The following is a 21,745-nucleotide window of genomic DNA, read 5'->3' as shown; positions in this document are numbered from 1 at the left end:
GCAAAGTCGAGCGGTCAAACCGCGCCGTAAAAGTGCCGATATTGCCAGGCGGCTTCGCTCTGCAATTGAGCTTCAGTCCACGGCTGGTCCGTGAAGCGCATGGCGGACATGGGTGAGAGATCGACTGGCGGCCTGCCATCGACAATCCAAGCTGCAAGAGCCTCTCCGACTGTCGGCGAGATTGAAAGGCCCGCAACGTTGCAGCCGCTCGCGAAGTAGAAACCTTCGGCCCCCGGGGCAGGACCGAGAATGTGGTGGCCGTCCGCCGTCATCGTCGGTATGCCGCCACGAAACTCTCGCACCTGAGCCGTTTGCAGGATCGGGAGTTGATCCTTGACCTCGGCCGCAGCCGAACGAAGAACCTCGATGTCCAGTGGCATGTCCTTGATGTCGAAACGCGCCCCGAGCGATTTCATGTCGAAAAATCGCGGCGTTTCCTCGTAGACACCCCAAAGAAAACCGCCTTGACAGGGACGCGCGTACACGGCGGCATCCATGATCCGGACCATCGGTAGGTCGGCACGCGTGCCATCCAAGGGCTCCGTGACGATGAGTTGCTGCCGGGTCGGTATCAACGGCAAGCGGATCCCACTTGCGTCCGCTACCTGTCGCGTCCATGCACCAGCCGCATCGACAACGACCTTGCTCTCGATTGTGCCGTTCGCGGTGGTTACGCCGGTTACTTTACCGGCGCTGATGTTCACGGTGAGCACGTCCGTCTTCGGCAGCACGGTTGCGCCCTGAGTCGCCGCAGCTCTCGCGAAGCCGACAGCAACCTGCGCCGGGTCGAAATACCTGTCGTCACCGATCCTCATCGCCGCCACGATGCCAGTCGGTTTCAAGAATGGATTGAGGCGACTCGCCTGCTCCGGAGAGATCAGCTCGACATCAAGGCCCATACGGCGCCCGCGCTCAAAGTCGCCCTTGATAACCTCCGCGTCTTGCGGCCGACGCGCGATCTTCAGGCTGCCCGAATGCACCCAATCCAGAGGTTGCCCGGTTTCTTCCGTGAACGTTTCAATCTTGCGACATGCGTCTTTGATGAGTCTGATCATCAAGTCGCTCTTGCGAACGCAACTCACCATGCCTGCAGCGCGGGGCGAGGTTTGCGACCCGACATCATGCTTATCCACGAGGGCGACGGTGAGTCCTTTGTGTCTGCTCAAGTAGAATGCGGTTGCCGCGCCCAAGCCGCCGGAACCGATAACAATGGCATCGGCCTTGCTGATCATGACGCAATGCCCTCGACATAAGTTTGCGGTGGCCGAAACCTACCATGCGGAACGTTGCGACCAAAGCGCGATGCGATTTGGACGAATCGTCATCGCGCTTCAAGTTGTTGGTTGAGCATGATCTTTTCGGAAGACCGCTGCGCACTTTTCTGAATCATGCTTCAGGCGGAGGCGGTGTGCAGGCCGAGTAGGGATTTCGGCTCAAGAAACGCTTCGAGCCCGAAATCACCGTATTCGCGGCCGATGCCGGATTGCTTGAAACCGCCAAAGGGTGCCATCGGCTCGTGGGCCAGAGTGTTGATCAGCACGCGACCCGCAACAATCCGGTCGGCCACCCGTCTCGCACGGTCCATGTCGCTCGACAGGACGTACGCTTGCAGGCCGTAGACCGTGTCGTTGGCGATGGCGATCGCCTCTTCCTCGTCCGCATAGGGAATGATTGACAGCACCGGCCCGAAGATCTCCTCGCGCGCAATGGTCATGTCGTTGCGGACGTTGGTAAACAGCGTCGGCCGTACGAACCAACCGTCGAGGCCGTCCGGCCTGCCTTCGCCGCCAGCAAGCAGCGTGCCCTCGTCGATACCCATGCGAATATATCGTTGAACGCGATCCCACTGCTTCTGGCTGACCATCGGGCCGACTGTCGTTTCCGGATCGCGCGGATCACCCGTTCTGATCTGCCCGACCGCCGCCTTCGCGAGCTCTTCCACCTCGCTGAGCCGGCTTCGTGGCACGAGGACGCGTGTGCCGGCGATACAAGCCTGTCCGCTGTTCATGAAGCCCGCACCGAGGGCCAGCGGAAGCGCCTTCGCCAGATTGGCATCGTCAAGAATGACGGTAGGAGACTTTCCGCCAAGTTCGAGCGTGATCCTTTTCATCGTCTCCGCTCCGGCGCGCAGGATCGCCTTGCCGACCGCTGTCGAGCCGGTGAAGGAGATCTTCGCGACGTCGGGATGGCTTGTGATCTCGGTGCCGACCACGTCGCCCCGACCGGTGATGATGTTGAATACGCCGGGTGGCAATCCCGCCTCATGCAGCGCTTCGGTGACCACCTGCGTCTGGATCGCGCTCATCTCGCTCGGCTTGATGACTGCCGTACAGCCGGCCGCGACAGCGGAAGCGAGCTTGCCGCAAATGAAGCCGGCGTCGCTATTCCAGGGCGTGATGAGGCCAGCGACACCCAAGGGCTCCATCCTCACCTCGGCCGTGCCGACGCGCCGGGTAAAGCGATAATCCTCCAGAACCCGGGCCATATCGAGCAGGGTGTCCGCCGGATGGTCGGCCATGAACCCCGCACGCGAGACGGGTGCGCCATACTCTTCGACGATGGCTTCCAGCAGTTGCTCCCGACGCGCCTTGATGGCGGCGTGCATCCGCCGCAGCATGGCGATGCGTTCGGCCTTGCTCGTGCGTGCGAAGGCGGGGAAGGCGCGCTTGGCGGCAGCGATGGCGGTGCGTGCGTCCTCCGCGTCAGCGAGGCGCACCCGGCCGATGACCTGCGCCGTTGCAGGGTTGTGCAGGTCAAACAGCTCGGTCCCGTGCGGCGCGACAAAGCTGGCGTTGATGTAGATCTTGTCGATGAGGCGCATATCACCTTCTCCCAGAGAGCAGTGGATGAGCCGGGAGATAGGGCCCTGTCGTTGGCGCGATAAGGTGTATAATCCTGCATGAGCTGGTGCAGGAATCGGGATAATGCGGTCATCGGGATTGGTCGAACTTGATGCGGTGCTGGCGGTGGCGCGCCACCGCAGTTTTCGCGCGGCTGCAACCGAGCTCGGCATGTCGCGCTCGGCATTGAGCCATGCCATGGCCGCGCTGGAGGCGAAGCTCGGCGTGCGCCTGTTCCACCGAACGACGCGAAGTGTCTCGCTGACCGAGACCGGGGAGCAGTTCGTTTCCGGGGTTGCTCCAGCGCTGGGCCAAATCAGGGAAGCGATGGCGCGGGCGGGAAGTCATCGCGCGACGCCAGCCGGCACGCTGCGCATCAACGCATCCGCAGGTGCGGCGCGACAGATGGAATCGATCGTGTTCGAGTATCTGCGCCGATATCCCGACATGACGGTCGACATCGTTACCGAAGGACGACTGGTCGACATTGTTGTCGATGGGTTCGACGCCGGCGTGCGGCTGGCTGAACTGGTGCCGCAGGACATGATCTCCGTGCCGTTGGGGCCCGACCAGCGTTTCGCCGTCGTGGGATCGCCCGCCTATTTCGAACACCGTCCCAAGCCGCGCACTCCAGCCGATATCTCCCGGCATCGCTGCATCCGCAGTCGACTGCCGAGCGGAGGCATCTATCGTTGGGAGTTCGAGCGCCACGGCGAAGCGGTGGCGATCGATGGTGAAGGTCCGCTGATCCTCGACGAGCCCAATTTGATGCTGGCGGCGGCCCGGGCCGGGTTTGGGCTTGCCTATCTCACCGAGTGGAATGTCGCCGCCGACCTCGCGGCCGGCTCGCTGGTTCGCGTGCTGGATGAATGGACGCCGCCCTTCCCAGGCCTGTCTCTCTATTACCCCGGGCGTCGGCACGTACCCGCCGGCTTGCGCGCTCTCATTGACCTGATCCGCGAAAGGCGTTGATCAAACGGAAACTCAACGAGCCGCAACGATGCTCCGCCAGCGGTCCGTGCAATCTGCCTTAGGCCACCAGGTGATGCTTTTCGTCGCCGATCAGACGGACCCGGTTGCGGCCGGCGGCCTTCGCGTCATAGAGCGCGATGTCGGCTTCGGCGAACAATTCGACGATCGGCCGACGATGCGGGTGGCCAACCAGAGCGGCTCCGATCGAAGCGCCGACCTGGAGGCGAAGACCGTTCCAGAACAGCGGGCGGCTCAACATCATCACGGTCTGTTGCAGCACGCGCGCGATCCGCGCAGGATCTTTCGGAGCGCGCAGGATGATCGCGAATTCGTCGCCGCCGAGCCGGCCGACCAGGCCGGCATTGTGGAAGGCCCGCCGCAGACGTTGCGCGACCTCGCACAGGCATGCGTCTCCGGCCAGATGGCCGAATGTATCGTTGAGCTTCTTGAAGCCGTCGAGGTCGATCAAAACGAGCGCCGACGCAAAACCGTGATTCAGGCTGTCGTTGACGACCTCGCGATAACGGGCCTGAAACACCGCACGATTGGCGAGCCCGGTGAGCGGATCGGTTTCGGCCTGCTGCCGCAGGCTCTCCAGAGCCTGTCGGTCGGAGGTGACGTCCTGCTTGGAGCCGAAGATCCGCACCGGCCTTCCGCCCTCTCGCACCGCGTTGATCGAGAGCCGCATCCAGCGTTTTTCACCGCGCCAGGTCCTGATCTCGGTATCGAGCGTGATCGGGCAACCGCTCCCGATCACCTCGGCACGCGCGAGCTCCATGTGGCGCCGGGATTCGTCGATGTAGAGATCAACGATGCTTGCGCGCCGCAGCGGGTTGTTCACGGGGTAGCCGAAGATGTCGTAGACGCCCTGGGTCCAGCTCAGGCGCTCCGTCGCGAGTTCGCATTCCCAGGCGCCGATGCGAGCGACATTCAGAGCCTGATCATAGAGTCGTACGCGAACCTCGTCCGGCAAAGTCGAGGCAGCATGGTCTTCTCTCATCGACGATCCGGCAGCATGTCGCGATTTTGCCCAAGTCCTTAAAAGCTAGGGCTGCTGCGTTAACGAAGCCTATATGGCGGTGCAGACGGAAGCTTAACGGACGGCGGTCGCATCTGCCGCCGGGTTGAAGTCCGTTCGTGGCGAGGAAGATAATACCTTTGTCAGCGGCAGTCGTCACCCTAGCCGCGCATGACGATCTCAACGCGAGCCTGATCCGAACGCGGCGGCCCGCGCTCGCAATTCGTCCCGCACGCGATCAAGCACACTCTCATAGTCACGCGTTTCGGTCTGCCGGAACAGCTGCACGCTCGGATACCAGGGGCTGTCGGCGCGATCGAGCAGCCAGCGGTAGTCGGGCGTCCAAGGCAGCAGGATCCAGGTCGGACGGCCAAGGGCGGCGGCGAGATGGGCGACGCTGGTATCGACACTGATCACCAGATCAAGACAAGCGATCAACGCGGCGGTCTCGGCGAAGTCGGTGAGATCGGCGGTCAGGTCGACAATATCGCTTCTCTCCCGCAGGACCGCCGCATCGTTCGGGCGCGGGGCCTTCTGCAGGCTGATGAAGCTGGCATCGACGTCGAGGATACGCGACAGCGTTCGCAGCGGAATCGAGCGGGTCTCATCGTTCACGTGGTATGGATCGCCGGACCAGACCAGGCCGACCCGGAGCTTGGTTCGAGGGCCAAGACTTCGAGGACCAAGACGATCCTCCCAGGCCTGAACAAGGCTGTCCGGAGGGGAGGGCAGATACGATCCAGACGGGATCGTATCGAGGCGGGTGTTGAAGGCGAGCGGCAGGCTGGATATCGGGCAGTGCAAATCGAAAGCCGGCAGCGTGCCCATGGCCGACCTCGGAACGCAAAGGGATGCACCGCTCAGCGCTGACATCAACCGATGCAGCGGGTCCTGCACGGCGAGAATAACGCGTGCACCGCGCTCCGCCAGCATGGGGACGTAGCGGACGAAGTGAATGGTGTCGCCCAATCCCTCGTCGGCCGCCACCAGGATCGTCTTTCCCGCGATGCTTTCTTCCCCGAGCCACATCGGTCGCTGAAACTGAGGATGTCTTGCCGAAGGCAGTTTCAGGCGGGTCTGGTGTCCGAGCCAGCCGGCTTCGAGATTGCCTGTCAGGAGATGGGCCAGAGATACATTCCACTCTGTCACAGTGCTATTCAGCCCGAGCGATTTCATGCGATCGGACAGCGCGAAGACCTCGTCGAAGCGATGAAGGTGAAAAAGCGCGACCAGCTTGTTGTCGAAGGCATCGACGAAGCGCGGCTCGATCTCGATGGCCTTGTCGAACCATGCCAGCGCCTCTTCGTTCCGGCCGAGCCGCCGCAGCGAAAGACCGAGATTGTTGCAGATCTCGGCATTTTGGGGGTCGAGCTGGTGCGCGCGCCTGCCGTCGGTCGCGGAGTCCTCGAACCGTTTCAGGCAATAGAGAACCCATGCGCGCGTCCGCAGCGTCGGGGCACGGTTCGGGAGCAGGCTGTCGCTGAGATTGAGGCAGGCAATAGCCTCCTCGTTCCGCCCGAGCTTGTGGAGGACAATCCCGCTCTTATAAAGCGCGTCGTGATCATGTGGATTGAGCCTGACCGCGTGTTGAAAGCTCGGCAAGGCCTGATCCAGGCGCGCAAGCTGAATGAGGACGTCGCCACGCTGCCGCCATAGCTCGGCGTCGTCAGGTCGAAGCTGTATCGCCTGGTCGAGCACGTTGAGGGCTTCCTCGCAACGCCCATATTGCTGCAGCACCGTTGCGAAGCTCGCCAGATATTCGGGCTTCGGTGCGCGCTGGATCGCGCGGACGATCCATTGCAGGGCATCGTTGTATTGCCTGTCCCGAAGAGACAGCAGCCCCATCAGATGCTGGGCGTCGGTGTGCTCCGCATCTATTCCGAGGGCCTGCTGGTAGCAGGCGCGCGCGTCGAGATGCCGTCCGTCCCTGAAATGCGCAAGGCCCGCTTCACAGAAGGCGGCTGCTGTGCTCATCGCTGCTCAAGTCCCGTTCATGGCGAACGTCCACCTCGATGGCGGCAACGGCTTCCGACGGGCGCAACCCCGCCTCTCTGGCGTCGCGGTTGATTCGACTTCAGCAGGGGGAGCTTGCGCGAAGGTTGCGGCGAGGTTCGAAGTCCCCGGCTGTCCTAGAGCGTGATGGGTTGAGCTCGAATCAATTTCGGCCGACAGCGGTGCTCTCTCCGTTCCCTCCCCCCTTGCGGGGGGAGGGGCAGGGAGAGGGGTGCCACACGGGGAATCTTTCGAGAGACGCCCCACACGCGATACATCGTCAACCACCAGCACCTTTTCCTGGGCTACCCCTCTCCCTAGCCCTCCCCCGCAAGGGGGGAGGGAACACACCTACGTCGGGGCGCCAGGCGAGTCTTATCCCATCAGGCCTTAGCCGCTGAGATCGGGCAGAGCCGGCGCACTGCCGGCCGCAGGTGCCTGACGTGCGGGCGTCTTCTTCCGGCGCCGCAGCTTGTCCAGGATCAGGTACATCGCGGGCGTCGAGTAGAGTGTGAAGAGCTGGGCGACGACCAGGCCGCCCATGATGGTGATGCCGAGCGGCTGGCGGATCTCGAAACCCGGGCCGGTGCCGAAGGCGATCGGGACGGCGCTGAGGAATGCGGCCAGCATCGTCATGGTGATCGGCCGCGCCCGCAGGCGTGCCGCGAGCAGGATGGCGTCGTGGGCGTTGAGGCCGCGATGCCGCTCCGCATCGAGGGCATAGTCGACCATCATGATGGCGTTCTTCATCACCATGCCGACCAGCAGGATGCAGGCGATGGTGGTTACCAACGTAAACTGCGTCCCTGTTGCCCAGAGCGCGACCAGCGCGCCGAAGGCGGTCGGCGGCAGGGTCGAGAGAATGGTCAGCGGATGGACGTAGCTCTCGTAGAGCATGCCGAGCGCGATGTAGATCGCGATCAGGGCGGCCGCGAACAGCGCCGCCTGCTTGACGATCGACTTGTCGGCCTCCTTGGCCTCGCCGCGGAATTCCGCCTTGATGTCGTCAGGCAGCTTTGCCGCGGCCTCTTCCTTGCGGATCGACGCGATGGCGTCGCCGATCGACGTGCCGGGCTTGATGTCGAACGAGATCGTCGCCGCCGGAAACTGCGCGCTGTGGCGGACCCACATCGCCGCATGCGCGCGCTGCGGCCGGGTCAATGCCGTCAGCGGCACCGCTTTGCCGTTGGCGCTCGGCACGTAGATCTGGCTCATGGAGTCGGGGCCGCTCGCAGCCTCTGGCTCGACCTCGAAGATCACCCGCGCATAATTGGTCGGAAGGAACAGCAGATTGACCTGGCGCTGGCCGAAGGCGTCGTTGAGCGTGTTGTCGACCGCAACCGGCGTGACGCCGAGCATCGCGGCGCGCAGGCGGTCGATGGTCAGGCCGGCTTGCAAGCCGCCGGTCTCCCAGCTCGCGATCACATCGATGATATCAGGAATGCCGCGGACGCGCCGGATCATGTTCTCCGCAGCGCGCAGCACCTGCTCCTCGTCAATGCCCCACATCGTATATTGATAACGCGAGCCGCCGGACTGAACGCCGAGATTGAGATCCTGAAGCGGCACGAAGAACACACGGACGCCGTCGATGCGGTTCATGCGTTCGCGCAATCGCGCGATGACCTGCTGGATCGACAGCTTGCGGATGTCAGGCGGCTTGAGCGCGACCAGCATCTGCCCGACGCTGAGCGCGTTGCCATTGCCTTCGCCGATGTAGGACGTCAGACCCGAGATCGCGGGGTCCTCGAGGATCGCTGCGCCGACGGCGCGCTGCCGGTCCTCCATGGACAGGAACGAGATGTTCGAAGGAGCCACAGTCCGGACGAACATCACGCCGGTGTCCTGGGTCGGCATGAAGCCTTTCGGCAGCTGCAGATAGAGCCAGACGCTGGCCCCGGTCAGCGCGGCGATCGTGAGGACGGTGAGAAAACGGTGACGCAGCGTCCAGTCGAGGCTGCGGGCATAGAAAGTGCGGTGTCCCGGGTCCGCATCGGGATTGTGCAGCCGCTGCCGGCCGCGATCCAGCAGATGTCCGCACATCATCGGCGTCAGCGTCAGCGAGATCACCGCTGATGACACGATCGCGACCACTAGCGTCACGCCGAACTCGCGGAAATAACGCCCGACCACATCGGGCATGAACAGGATCGGGATCAGCGCCGCGATCAGGGCGACGGTGATGGCGACGACCGTGAATGCCATCTGCCGGGCGCCGTTGATGGCAGCCTGCAGCGCCGGCTCGCCCTCGGACATGCGGCGGATGATGTTCTCGATCATGACGATGGCGTCGTCGACGACGAAGCCGGCGGAGATGGTCAGCGCCATCAGCGACAGATTGTCGAGGCTAAACCCGCACAGGCTCATCACGAACAGGGTCGCGGCCAGTGAGACGGGAATCGTGACACTCGGGATCACGGTCGCCCAGAACCGCCGGAGGAACAGGGCGATGACCAGCACGACAAGCACTGAGGCGACCACGAGCGTGAGCTTGACGTCGTTCACGGCGGCCCGGATCAGTGTGGTGCGGTCGTAGATCGTATGCAGCTTGATGCCGGGCGGCAGCCAGCGCTGAATCTCCGGCAGCTCGGCTTTGATGGCATCGACAGTTTCGACGATGTTGGCATCCGACTGCTTGTAGACGAACAGGACGATGCCGCGCTCGGTGCCGTACCAGCCGGCGAGGCGGTTGTTGATGACGCTGTCGGTCACGGATGCGACGTCGCCAAGGCGGACCGGGGCGCCGTTGCGCCAGGCCAGCACGACGTCCCGATAGTCGGAGGCCTGCAGCAACTGGTCGTTGGCCTCGATCGTCAGCCGCTGGCCGTCGACCGAGACCGCGCCCTTCGGCAGGTTCTGCGACGCGTTGAGGACGGCGACGCGCGCCGCTTCCAGCGACAGGTTCATGGCGGCGAGCCGGGCCGGCGACACCTGGATGCGCACCGCGCTTCGCTCGGCGCCGCTGACGATGATCCGCGCGACGCCCGGCAGTTGCGACAGCTTTGGCGAGATCACGCCGTCGGCAAGACTGTAGACCTCGCCTGGCGTGAACACGTCGCTTGTCAACGCGAGTGCCACGACCGCGGCGCCCGCGGGGTTCGCCTTCCAATAGGTCGGCGGCCACGGACCCTTCGGCAGGTTCGGGCCCGCCGAGTTGATTGCGGCCTGGACCGCGCCGGCGGCGGCGTCGAGATCGACCGAAAGCTCGAACTGCACCGTGATGCTGGTGCCGCCCATGGCGCTGAACGAGGTGATTTCGGTTACGCCCGGGATCAGCGCGAGCGTCGTCTCGAGAGGCTGCGACAGCGCGTTCGCAACCGTTGCCGGGCTTGCGCCCGGGAATGGCGCATAGATCCCGATCGTGGGGCGCTCCACCGCCGGAACCGAAGCGATCGGCAATCGGAAATAGGCGACACAGCCGAGCAGGAACACGCCGATCATCAGCAGCGTCGTCGCCACCGGCCGCAGCACGAATTGTGCGGTGATGCTCACGGCGCGGGCCGCTCCGCCTGCGGCAGCGCTGCCGGAGCATCGGTGGACTGCCATCCGAACCGGGTGCGCAGCGAGGCGAATGCCAGGTAGACGACGGGGGTCGTATAGAGCGTGAGGATTTGCGAGACGATCAGTCCGCCGACAATGGCGATGCCGAGCGGCTGGCGCAGCTCGGAGCCGGTGCCTGAGCCGATCGCAAGCGGCAGCGCGCCGAACAGCGCCGCCATCGTCGTCATCATGATCGGCCGGAAGCGCAGGTTGCAGGCCTGCCTGATCGCGTCGAACGAGGATGCGCCGTCCTCGCGTTCGGCGGCGAGCGCGAAGTCCACCATCATGATGGCGTTCTTCTTGACGATGCCGATCAGGAGGATGATGCCGATCAGCGAGATCAGATTGAGATCCAGCCGGTACAGCATCAGCGCCAGCAGCGCGCCGATGCCCGCCGACGGCAAGGTCGACAGGATCGTGATCGGGTGGATGTAGCTCTCATAGAGCATGCCGAGGATCAGGTAGACCGTCACGATCGCGGCCAGTAGCAGCCATTTCTCGTCGGAGAGCGAATTGGCGAACTCGGCGGCGGTGCCGATCAGCTTGGTCGTGACTGCATCCGGCAGTCCGATCTCGCGCTCGGTCTGGCGCAGCGCCTCCGTCGCCTGGCTCAGCGAAACGCCGTCGGCCAGGTTGAACGAGATCGTCGTGGCGGGAAACAGGCCTTGGTGCGCAATCAAGAGCGGGGCGTGCTGCCGCTCGATCCGTGCGAAGGCCGACAGCGGCACCGGCGCGGAGGCCTTGCTGAAGGCGCCGCTGAAGCCGCTGGTCTGCTGGTCGATCGTGCTGGCCTGGGCCGCGGCGGCGGTCAGGTAGATCTTGCCGAGGATGTCGGGATCATTGCGTAACGCAGGATCGACCTCGAGGATCACGTGATACTGGGTGAGCGGACCGAAGACGGTTGCGATCTGGCGTTGCCCGAACGCGTCATAGAGCGTCTGGTCGATCGTGTTCAGACTGACGCCGTAGCTCGCCGCGAGCTGGCGGTCGATGGTGACGGACATCTGCAGGCCTTCGTCCTGGCGGTCGTCGGCGACGTCGGCGAGCTCGGAGCGCTTGCGCAGTGCCTCGACCAGCCGCCGGCTCCAGAGCCGAAGCTCGTCCTCGTCGAGATCCTGCAGTGCGTACTGGTATTGCGTGCGCGCGACCCGCGATTCGATCTGCAGATCCTGCGCCGGCTGCAGATGCAGCGTGATGCCGTGAACGCCCTCGACCGCATGCTGCAGTCGCGCCATCACGGCCGCCGCGGACGACTTTCGCGCATCGGGGCTGCCGATGTCGATATAGAGGCGGCCGCTGTTCAGCGTGGTGTTGACGGATCCGATACCGACGAAGCTGCCGACGGTGACGACATCAGGGTCGCGCCCGATCACCGCGGCAAGCTGCTGCTGCCGCTCGGCCATCGCCGCGAATGAGATGTCCTGGGCCGCATCAGTGGTGCCGATCAACAGGCCAGTGTCCTGCAAGGGCAGGAATCCCTTGGGGATCGCGACGTACAGCATGCCGGTGGCGACCAGGGTGAGCACGGTGAAGACCAGCGTGAGATTGCGGTGCCTCAGCACCCAGTCGAGCCCCCACAGGTAAAAGCTGGCGGACGCATCGAAGCCGCGCTCGCTGATGCGGTACAGAAAGCCGTGCTGAGCGTTCGGGTCCTCGTGTCGCAGCAGCTGCGCGCACATCATCGGGGTCAGTGTCAGCGAAACCAGACCTGATATGACGACGGCAAAGGACAGCGTGATCGCAAATTCCCGGAACAGCCGGCCGACCACGCCGCCCATCAGCAGCAGCGGGATGAACACGGCGATGAGCGAAATCGTCAGCGAGACGATGGTGAAGCCGATTTGCCGCGCGCCCTTCAAGGCCGCTTGAAGCGGATCCTCGCCGTCCTCGACATAGCGCGCGATGTTCTCGATCATCACGATGGCGTCGTCGACGACGAAACCTGAAGCAATCGTCAGCGCCATCAGTGAGAGGTTGTCGAGGCTGAAGCCGCACAGTGCCATGGCGCCGAAGGTTGCGACCAGCGACACCGGCAACGTGACGCTCGGAATCACGGTCGCCCACAGCTTGCGCAGGAAGATGAAGATCACCAGCACGACCAGCGCGACCGTCAGCACCAGCGTGAACTGCACGTCGTGGATCGCGGCCCGGATCGTCGTGGTACGGTCGCTGACGACAGAGATCTTCAGCGCCGCGGGAAGCGAATCCTGCAGCTTCGGCAGGATGCTCTTGATGGCGTTCACGACCTCGATGGTGTTGGCGCCGGGCTGGCGCTGGATGTCCAGCAGCACGGCGCGCTCGCCCTGGAACCAGGCCGCCTGCTCGGAATCCTCGACGCCGTCGATGGCGGTGCCGACATCACGCAGCAGCACCGGCGCGCCGTTGCGATAGGCGATCACCGCATCCTGATAGGCCTCCGCTGTGAAGAGCTGGTCGTTGGTGTCGACGTGGAACGCCTGCCTGGGACCGTCGAGCGACCCCTTCGGATTGTCTGCGGTGGTGGCGGCGATGCCGCGGCGAACGTCGTCGAGCGACATGCCGAGCCCGGCAAGCCGGGTCGGGTTCATCTGCAGGCGCACGGCTCGGGTCTGCCCGCCTTCGATGCTGACGGCGCCCACGCCCGGGATCTGCGACAGTTTTGGCACCAGAATAGTCGCGGCGTGATCATTGGCCTCGTGCAGCGCCATCGTCTTGGAGGTCAGCGCGAGGATCAGCACCGGCGTGTCGGCCGGATTGACCATGCGATAGGTCGGCGGGCTCGGCAGCTGCTCGACCGGAATCCAGCCGGCGGCCGCATTGATCCGCGCCTGCACGTCCTGCGCGGAGGCGTCGATCTTGCGTGACAGATCGAATTGCAGCGTGATCTGGCTGTAGCCGTACGAGCTGGTCGAGCTCATGTCGGTCAGCCCCGAGATCGTGCCGAAATAATGCTCCAGCGGCGCGGTGATCGAGGTTGCGACGACGGTGGCGGAGGCGCCGGGATAGCGCGTCACCACCTGGATGGTGGGGAAGTCGACATTCGGCAGCGGCGCGATCGGCAGCTCACGATAGCCGAGCATGCCGAGCAGCACGACCGCGACGATCATCAGCGTCGTTGCGATCGGCCGGAGGATGAAGGGCGCGGACATGGTGGACCTCAGTCAACGCGCGGCTCGGAGCGCGGCTGAGTGGTCGGCTGCGCCTTCGCGGTCGGCGTCGCGCCCTCGATCGTGATGCGCGCGCCGTTCTCGAGTCGATAATAGCCGTCGGTGACGACGCGCTCGCCTTTGGCGAGGCCGCGATCGATCAGCGCGCGTCCGTCAAAAATCTGCCCGACCGTGACGGGGCGGAAAGCTGCGGTATCGTCAGCCTTTGCGACCCAGACGAAATCGCCGCGCGGCCCGTGCCGCACGGCGATCGCGGGCGCGGTGATTGCGTTCTTGCGCGTGTCCACGGTGATCCGGCCATTGGCAAAATTACCCGGCCAGAGTTTCAGCGCCTTGTTGGGAAAGGTCGCCTTCAGCTTGATCGTGCCGCTGGCCTGGTCGACCTGGTTGTCGACCAGCGTGATCATGCCCTTGTCTAGCTCGGTCGTGCTGTCGGCCGTGAGCGCGACCACCGGCGCCTCGGCCTGACCGAGGCTGAGCCGGGTCTGGCCGACGGCGACGGCGGCAAGCGTGTAGATCACCGAGATCGGCTGCAATTGCGTGACTGTCACGATGGTCGTGGGCGACACCGCGCGGACGTAGTTGCCCTGGTCGACCTGGCGGATGCCGAGCCGTCCGCTGATCGGCGCACGGACGTTGGTGAAGCCGAGCTGCGTGCGCGCATATTCGATCTGGGCCTCGTCGTTCCTGACCTGCGCCTTGTACTGCTCGACCAGCGCATGCTGCTGGTCCACGACCTGCCGCGAGATCGCGGCGGCCTTCTGGATCAGCGCGTCGTAGCGCTCCATGTCGATCTGCGCACCGTCCAGCAATGCCTGATCCTTCTGCCTCACCGCGATCTGCTGATCGAGCTGGGCTTGGAACGGGCGCGGGTCGATCACCGCGAGGATGTCGCCCTGTTTGACGTCCTGTCCTTCCTGGAAAAGGATCTGGACGATCTCGCCGTCGACCCGGCTCTGCACGTTGACGGTGTTGTAGGCCTGGATCGTGCCGATGCCGGTCAAATAGATCGGGACGTCCTCCGCCTTCGCGGCGGCGACTTTGACGGCGACCGGCGGCCGTGCCGCAGGCGTGGCGGCTTGCTCAGCTTCCACCGCCTGCATGAAGGGCAGCGCGAAAGGAAGCTTGATGTCATGCCTGAAATAATAGGCCGCAGAGCCCGCGGGCAACACGACCAGCGCGGCGATGAAGAGTTTTACTGAGCGTCTCACGTTCAAACCCATCACCCGGAGCCGGCCGATATGCTACCAGTAGTAACACTAACACGCGTAGCACATCGAGATCAACGGCGCCTGCGTTGATGAACGCCTGGATTGCGATGGATTTTGCCGGAGCCGAACCCTGGTCGGCCTAGACGACTTCGACGGTCGCCGCGTCGAACTGGGTGCCGGCGGCACGATGGCGTGCGAGCACCTCGCCTGAGAGCTCCGACACCGCGTTTTGCGCGGTGCTGTCAAGCATCGCGCGGACGCGCTGGCTTGATGCCTTCAGCACCGACGGATCGAGCTTGCCAGCATCGACGCCATTGATGATCGACTGGGCAAGGCCGCGGGCGCGTTCGGTGTCGGTCAGATGCGAGCAGATCATCAGCATGTCGTTGCCGGCCGCCATGAAGCGTGCGCCGGAATCCGGCGCGTCGAGCCGACCCGCCATCGCGCGCATCCCGACGTCGTCTGACACGATCACGCCGCGGAAATTCATCGCCTCGCGCAACAGCCCGTGCGTGATCGCGCGCGACAGCGTCACGGGATCATTGGCATCGAGCTTCCGGTACAGGATATGCGACGTCATCATCATCTCGATGCCGCCGTCGATCGCGGCGGCAAAGGGCTTTAGCTCGCGCGCCTTGATCTGATCGAGGTCGAGATCCAGCACCGGCAATTCGTGATGCGAGTCCACCTGCGTGTCGCCATGCCCGGGGAAATGCTTGCCGCAAGCTCGCACGCCCTGGCGCTCCATCGCCCTGGTAAACGGCAGCATCGACTTGATGACGTCGTCAGCCGAGCGGCCGAAGGCACGCTCCCCGATCACGGGATTGGCGGGATTGCTGTGAATGTCGAGCACCGGCGCAAAATTCAGATTGCAGCCGAGCGATGCGAGCTCGACGCCCATGGCGTCGCCGACCTGCTCCGCGGTCCCGGCCCATCGCGCCGCATAGGAAAAGCGCGTGATCGGCGCCGGCGTGCGGCACACGCGTCCGCCTTCGTGATCGATGGCGATGAACTGCTTGTCGCGCTGCGAGGCATCGCGGATCGCGGCGATCAGGTCGCGGTGGATCGACAGCCAGTCACGGTAAGGCAAATCGTGGCGGAAATTGCTCTTGTAGAGGATGATTCCGGCGGGCCGGAGATCCCGCAGCAGCGCGCGGTCGCGGTCATCGAGGACGCTGGTCGGCCGCAGGCCAAGGAAGAAATGGTCACCGACCGTTGAAAGGAGGGAATCGCTCATCCGCCGGGACCGCCACAAATCGTTTCGGTTGATTGGGATGGAGCTGGACGCAACGCGAACAGTCAGCCCCTGCGCGAGCCTTTGAACCGCTCGCTTCGTCATCTCAATATTTCAAATTTCCTCAACGGAATCAATATTCAAATCGTCCTCCAGCGCAGCCGAGCGCGAGCTTTGTTGTCAACGGCGCGGCGCAAGCCGGAGGTGGCGCCTGAATCACGCCCCGCCGCATGATCCTGCGCTCTGATGCAGGCCGGCGACGTCGGAGCGGCCCTGGCTTTCCGTGACCTGGATCAGCGTGATCGCACCGGGCGTTATGATTCCCATCTGCGGCGAGGCGGCGAGGTAGGTGGTACTGCCGGCGCGCAGATCGAGGCTCACCTTCTCGCTTCCCTGCCCGAACAGATTGGTGCTCAGCGGCATATTGTTGACGGCGACCTCGTGACGGCCCGGAGGCAGATCGCACGCCAAGAACCCGGCTGCCTGACTGCCGCCAATCACGCGCCCGTCGACGGCATAGTTAGGCATGACCGCAAATCCCAGGGACGACGAACGATAGATGATGAGCCGTGAGCCGCCTGGCTTGACGTTGTCCATCAAGGCTACGTTGCCCGTCGGACCCGATGCACACCCCGAAAGTAAAGCAGCGACGACAAAAATCCCCAGAACCCCACCACGCATTCCAGCCCCTGATCATTCCGATGTCCCCGCGGCATCATTGTCAGGGTAGTGACTGAAGTCAACCGCGACCTCCGGTCGAATGACGGGAGGCCGCGGCGATGCCTTGCGAGGATTTGCGCGCGCTCACGCCGCGGCGAGCACCGGTTCCTTCGGCCGCCGTCCAATCATCAGCGACAGCACGGCCGCGACGATGCCGGTCGCGCCAGCGATCATGAAGGCTTGCAGGTAATCGCCCTGCGACGAGCGCATGAAGCCGGCGAAGAAGGCGGCGCAGGCGGCCCCCAACTGATGGCCGGCAACCACCCAGCCGAAGACCAGCGGCGCATTCTTGTCGCCGAACGCTTCGTTGGCGATGCGCACGGTCGGCGGCACGGTTGCGATCCAGTCGAGGCCGTAGAACACGGCGAACACCGACAGGCTGACCAACGAGAAATCCGAGTAGGGCAGGTAGATCAGCGACAGCCCGCGCAGGCCGTAATAGAAGAACAGGAGCTTGCGCGGATCGAAGCGATCGGTGAGCCAGCCCGACAGCGTGGTGCCGAACAGGTCGAAGAAGCCCATCAGCGCCAGCAGGCTGGCGGCCTGCACTTCGAAGATGCCGTGGTCGCCGCAGAACGCGATCAGATGGGTGCCGACGAGGCCGTTGGTGGTGAAGCCGCAGATGAAGAAGGTCGCGAACAGGAACCAGAAGGTCTGTGTCTTCGCGGCGCGCACGAGGTTGCCGATCGCAGCTGTGAACGGATTGCCCTGCGCCGGGCTTGCGGGCTGATCCTCATGCGGGCTGCCATAGGAGCGCAGGCCGATCGACGCGGGCCGCTCCGGCACCAGAAAATACACCAGCGGGATCAGCGCCGCGCAGCATGCGGCGACCGTCAGCACCACCGGCTTCCAGCCGCCCCATTCGACCAGCGATGCGAGGCCCGGCATGAAGATGAGCGTGCCGGTGGCGGTGCTCGCCGTCAGCAATCCCATGACCAGGCCGCGATTTGTGGTGAACCAGCGATTGACGATGGTGGCGCCGAGCACGTTGGCGACCGCGCCGGAGCCGATGCCGGAGAGCAGCCCCCAGCTCATGAACAATTGCCATGGTGCAGTCATGAAATAGCTCAGAGCCGTCGAGGCCGACATCAGCGCGAGCGCGCCCAGCACCGTGCGGCGGATGCCGAAGCGCTGCATCACGGCCGCGGCGAATGGACCTGCGAGGCCGTAGAGGAAGATGCCGACCGCGGCCGACGACGAGATCACGCTGACGTCCCAGCCAAAGGCCTTCTGCAGCGGCAGCATCAGCACGCCCGGCGTCGCGCGCAGGCCGGCGGAGGCGAGTAGCGCCAGGAAGATCACGGCAACGACCACAAAAGCGTAGTTTGGGCCGAACGGCCGCCGGGAGACGGGGGAGGATTGAACGGAAGCTGGGGGCATGTTACTTACCGGTACGTATTGCGATGCGGTACTAATACGTACCGGTCAGTAACATTGTCAAGGGCCCGTGCCTGAGATCGGACGAAGCCAGATGCCGAAAAAAGCCGAGAAAGCCGTAAGTGCGCCGCTCCGGGCCGCCGACCGGATTCGCGCCTCCGCAAGCGAGCTGTTCTACCGCGAGGGCATCCGCGCGGTCGGCGTCGACGAGGTGGTGGACCGGGCGGGTGTCACCAAGCCGAGCCTCTATCGCAGCTTTGCCTCCAAGGACGATCTCGCCGCCGCCTATCTGCGCGACTACGATCTGAGCTTCTGGGAAAATTTCGAACGCCCCGGCGGCAAGGCCTACAGCAACGCGCGCGATCACGTGCTCGCCTATATCGGCCAGCTCGCCTCGCGCGCCGTGGCCAAGGGCTATCGCGGCTGCGGGCTGAGCAACGCCGCGGTGGAATATCCCTCGCGCGACAATCCCGCCCGTCAGGTCGCCGAAGCGCACAAGAAGGTCTTTCGCAAGCGCCTGCGCGAGCTTGCAGCCCACATGGGCGCGCGTCAGCCGAACGTGCTCGGCGACGCGCTGCTGCTCCTGATCGAGGGCATCTATGTCACCGGCCAGCAGTCCGAAGACGGCCCGGCGCAGTCGGCACTCGCGGCGGCGAAGCTGCTGATCGATGCGAGTGTGAAGGCGGGGTGAGAGGCTTGGCCATCTCATACGAGAGAATCGTGGCGTGAAGCTCGCCGGCGGCCATCCTTCGAGACGCTCGCCTCCGGCGGGCCCTCTGGATGAGGTCACGTTTTGCGGCGAGATATCAGACCCTCATGGTGAGGAGCCCGCAAAGCGGGCGTCTCGAACCATGAAGGCTCAGCTCTTCCGGCAATCTCCAACTGCATCTGCAATAGCCCTGGGGTGAGCCAGTGATCCCGCGCGTCAGCGCTGGACGTAGCGGTTCAGTTTTGGTGCAAGACCACATCGTCGATTGTCATTGTCTTGTCATTCCCGCTCTGTTGATTGCGGCTCTTTTCGCCGCGCATCGAAGAGGCTGACATGCATCCGACTGAGACCATTTCGTCCGACCGCCGGTCGATCCTGAAGGGCCTCGCGGCCGCGGCTATTACGTCGCTGGCGGCACCGGCCATGGCAGCCGAAGTCTTGCCACCGCCGCCGATCGGAGCGGCGGGGGCAATCGCCACCGACAAGGCCTATTGGGCCGCCGTGAAGGGTCTTTATGCCGTGACGCCCGACGTCGTCAATTTCGAGAACGGCTATTGGGGCATCATGCCCGAACCCGTGCGGCGCGAGTTCATCCGCCAGTCCGACATGATCAATTATCAGAACACGTTTTACGCGCGGCAGCGCGCTGGCGCGGATTTCGAGGCGGTGCGCGCCAAGGTGGCTGAGGCGGTCGGTGCTGCGCCCGACGAGATCGCGCTCACCCGCGGCGCGACCGAAGCGCTGCAGCTCCTCATCAGTGGCTACAATAAGCTGAAGCCCGGCGACAGCGTGCTCTATGCCGACCTCGACTATGATTCGATGCAATATGCGATGAATGCGCTCAAGGCCCGGCGCGGCGTCGACGTGGTCAAGTTCGACATACCGGAGCCCGCCACCCGCCAGGCGGTGTTAGATGCCTACGCCCGCGCCATCGAGGCGAACCCGAAGACCAGACTTCTCCTGCTGACCCATGTCAGCCACCGCACCGGCTTCGTCATGCCGGTCGCCGAGATCGCACGCATGGCGAAGGCCAAGGGCATCGACACCATTGTCGACGCCGCGCACTCCTGGGGACAGATCGACTTTCACGTCAATGATCTCGAATCCGATTTCGTCGGTTTCAACCTGCACAAATGGATCGGCGCGCCGCTCGGGGTCGGCTTCCTCTACATCAAGAAGGACCGTCTCGCCGACATCGACCGCGACATGGGCGACGAGGATTTTGCGGAAACCGATATTCGCTCGCGGGTTCATACCGGCACGGTCAATTTCGCCACGGTCCTGACGGTACCCACCGCCATCGCCCTGCATCAGCAGATCGGCGCCCCGGCAAAGCAGGCGCGCCTGCGCTATTTGCGCGACTATTGGGTGAGCCGCGCCCGCGGTTTCAAGGACATCGAGATCCTGACGCCGGATGAGGCCGGCTCATATGGCGCGATCACGTCCTTCCGTCTCGCCGGCAAGACCAGCAAGGCCGACAACGAGGCGACCGTGGTGAAGCTCCGGGACAATCACAAGGTCATGACGGTGCGCCGGGCCGGCGTCGCCAAGGGGCAATGCATCCGTGTGACCCCGGCCCTCTTTAGCGACGAGGCCGATCTCGACCGCCTCGTCGAGGCGCTGGCGGTGGTCACGGGGACGAAGACGGGGTGAGCTCGGGGCGGGAGCGGTGGCGCGTGCATAGCGCGGTCTAAGCACCGCCGCGGTGGAATATCTGTCGTGGGAAAATCCCACACGTCAGGTCGGTGAAGAGTACAATGATGATGGCCGAATCGGTATGATGCATGTGCTGAGTCACGGGAAGCCGGGATGATTGAGCCTCGTCGCAAAAAAGCGCCTAGCTTACAAACCCATTCGGTAGAGGCCTACGGATAAGGAGACTTGGCGGGCAGCAGATCCAATGTTTCTCGAATAAAGGCTGCTGGGATGACGACGCCGAGACCTAGATCTTTGTCTTTGAAGATGTTCGAGTTGATCTGCGCGGTCACTAGGCCAGCGAGAAACTGGATCGTTTCGCCTATCTTGGTCTGCCCGCCGTAGGTACGGTTTCTATCCACAAAGTAGACCGGGCCTCCGCTGTTTCCAGGAAACACCCGGAAGTCGAACAGCCAGTTCTTCTGCTCTTTGGAGGGGACCAGCGGGTACGAGGCGATCTTGCCGCTGCGCAATATTGGATAACCATTGGGCCCCTCGATAAACAAAGGGTAACCTAAGCAAAGCAACTCATCACCTGGATGAATTTCGAACTGCTTTAGCCATTCGTCTGTGCCGATAAGAGCGATATCTAGCATTCGAATGTTAGCAAAAACAGTCGGCATCCTCATGTAGAGAGCAGCGACGTCGACCGTAGGATGCGTGACATAAAGCGGTTTGCCCTGCTCTCGAATGGAGAACTGGTAAGGTTGCCGCTCGTACGCTCCGGCCGCGTTCTTCCACCTAAACATCAGTGTTGCTAGATCGCCATCGATGTCATCCAGCACGTGAGCCGCGGTAATCAGCACAAAGGACGCTTTGCCATCTCCCGTCGGCTTTCCCATGAAAAACACGGTGCCGCCAACGGTTTCCCCCTTCACCTTTGCGCTCGGGCCGAGCACCTGAAAGGTCGTTTCCATCAACTGAGTATTGATCTCGTAAATTTCGCTTTTTGGCTCTTCAGCACAAGAAGCCGATGGGACAGCTTGCGTCATAAGAAAGATTATTCCCAAAAGATGCTTCAACATGGCGGCCTCAAGAGGACGATAGCATCCGATCGACTAAACTACCAATCGTTGAGTGATCCGAGCGCAGCGGTGATCCCACATTGGCGCGTATCGATATGTGCGAACGCTGGATCACGGTAATCCCGATTCCGCCGAGCCACTCCGCAAAAGGACGAGGACTTTCAACATCATTAGGGCGTCCCAAGGACCGTGATTCTCCGGATATTGTTGCCGCGTGGAATCAGTTCAGGATGCCCTTGCTCACAACTGGCCGCGGGGTGCCGGAA

General features: G+C 63.6%; 14 protein-coding genes. 3 read left to right on the top strand and 11 right to left on the bottom strand.

The genetic code is table 11. The annotated features are described in order from the left end of the window. Positions 1-14: 14 nt before the first annotated feature. Both ACLFLU_RS39195 and ACLFLU_RS39190 read right to left on the bottom strand, forming a co-directional pair. Positions 15-1,232 (bottom strand): NAD(P)/FAD-dependent oxidoreductase, encoded by a 1,218-nt coding sequence (locus tag ACLFLU_RS39195; protein WP_426409965.1) that lies wholly within the window; start codon positions 1,230-1,232, stop codon positions 15-17. Between the two features lie 161 nt (positions 1,233-1,393). Beyond that, positions 1,394-2,821: an aldehyde dehydrogenase family protein gene (locus ACLFLU_RS39190; protein ID WP_426414167.1), complete on the bottom strand. Its 1,428-nt coding sequence runs from the start codon at positions 2,819-2,821 to the stop codon at positions 1,394-1,396. A 103-nt stretch (positions 2,822-2,924) separates the two neighbouring features. Here ACLFLU_RS39190 and ACLFLU_RS39185 point away from each other — a divergent pair, with 103 nt between their 5' ends. Then, the gene (locus tag ACLFLU_RS39185; protein ID WP_426409964.1) at positions 2,925-3,812 is read left to right on the top strand and encodes a LysR family transcriptional regulator; all 888 of its coding nucleotides are present in this window, start codon (positions 2,925-2,927) and stop codon (positions 3,810-3,812) included. A gap of 58 nt (positions 3,813-3,870) precedes the next feature. Here the strand turns inward: ACLFLU_RS39185 and ACLFLU_RS39180 are convergent, their stop codons facing one another. The 8 genes from ACLFLU_RS39180 to ACLFLU_RS39145 all read right to left on the bottom strand — a co-directional run bounded on the left by ACLFLU_RS39180 (position 3,871) and on the right by ACLFLU_RS39145 (position 18,053). Further along, the gene (locus ACLFLU_RS39180) at positions 3,871-4,812 is read right to left on the bottom strand and encodes a diguanylate cyclase domain-containing protein (RefSeq protein WP_426409963.1); all 942 of its coding nucleotides are present in this window, start codon (positions 4,810-4,812) and stop codon (positions 3,871-3,873) included. A gap of 198 nt (positions 4,813-5,010) precedes the next feature. Further along, the gene (locus ACLFLU_RS39175) at positions 5,011-6,804 is read right to left on the bottom strand and encodes a tetratricopeptide repeat protein (protein ID WP_426409962.1); all 1,794 of its coding nucleotides are present in this window, start codon (positions 6,802-6,804) and stop codon (positions 5,011-5,013) included. 408 nt (positions 6,805-7,212) lie between these two features. After that, positions 7,213-10,314, bottom strand: a complete 3,102-nt coding sequence (locus ACLFLU_RS39170) for an efflux RND transporter permease subunit (protein ID WP_426409961.1) — start codon at positions 10,312-10,314, stop codon at positions 7,213-7,215. Further along, entirely contained in the window at positions 10,311-13,490 is a 3,180-nt protein-coding gene (locus ACLFLU_RS39165; protein ID WP_426409960.1) for an efflux RND transporter permease subunit, read from the bottom strand. The genes ACLFLU_RS39170 and ACLFLU_RS39165 overlap by 4 nt, the downstream gene beginning before the upstream one ends. Before the next feature lie 8 nt (positions 13,491-13,498). Beyond that, on the bottom strand, positions 13,499-14,719 hold the full coding sequence (locus ACLFLU_RS39160; protein ID WP_426409959.1) for an efflux RND transporter periplasmic adaptor subunit: 1,221 nt from the start codon (positions 14,717-14,719) through the stop codon (positions 13,499-13,501). Positions 14,720-14,858: 139 nt separating this feature from the next. After that, entirely contained in the window at positions 14,859-15,956 is a 1,098-nt protein-coding gene (locus tag ACLFLU_RS39155) for a glycoside hydrolase family 3 N-terminal domain-containing protein (RefSeq protein ID WP_426409958.1), read from the bottom strand. Positions 15,957-16,169: 213 nt separating this feature from the next. Continuing rightward, positions 16,170-16,550: a DUF2846 domain-containing protein gene (locus ACLFLU_RS39150; protein ID WP_426409957.1), complete on the bottom strand. Its 381-nt coding sequence runs from the start codon at positions 16,548-16,550 to the stop codon at positions 16,170-16,172. Positions 16,551-16,757: 207 nt separating this feature from the next. Continuing rightward, complete coding sequence (locus ACLFLU_RS39145) at positions 16,758-18,053, bottom strand: MFS transporter (RefSeq protein ID WP_426409956.1); 1,296 nt, start codon at positions 18,051-18,053, stop codon at positions 16,758-16,760. 91 nt (positions 18,054-18,144) lie between these two features. On the opposite strand from ACLFLU_RS39145, the gene ACLFLU_RS39140 reads away from it, so the two are divergent. Both ACLFLU_RS39140 and ACLFLU_RS39135 read left to right on the top strand, forming a co-directional pair. Further along, on the top strand, positions 18,145-18,741 hold the full coding sequence (locus tag ACLFLU_RS39140; protein ID WP_426409955.1) for a TetR/AcrR family transcriptional regulator: 597 nt from the start codon (positions 18,145-18,147) through the stop codon (positions 18,739-18,741). Positions 18,742-19,092: 351 nt separating this feature from the next. Next, positions 19,093-20,412 (top strand): aminotransferase class V-fold PLP-dependent enzyme, encoded by a 1,320-nt coding sequence (locus ACLFLU_RS39135; RefSeq protein ID WP_426409954.1) that lies wholly within the window; start codon positions 19,093-19,095, stop codon positions 20,410-20,412. 212 nt (positions 20,413-20,624) lie between these two features. Here the strand turns inward: ACLFLU_RS39135 and ACLFLU_RS39130 are convergent, their stop codons facing one another. Continuing rightward, entirely contained in the window at positions 20,625-21,479 is an 855-nt protein-coding gene (locus tag ACLFLU_RS39130) for a hypothetical protein (RefSeq protein ID WP_426409953.1), read from the bottom strand. Positions 21,480-21,745: the final 266 nt, after the last annotated feature.

This window comes from Bradyrhizobium ganzhouense (assembly GCF_049949285.1).
Classification (GTDB): Bacteria; Pseudomonadota; Alphaproteobacteria; order Rhizobiales; family Xanthobacteraceae; genus Bradyrhizobium; species Bradyrhizobium ganzhouense.
The sequence above is the reverse complement of the archived record's forward strand: the minus strand, read 5'-3'. Positions and strand labels throughout refer to the sequence as shown.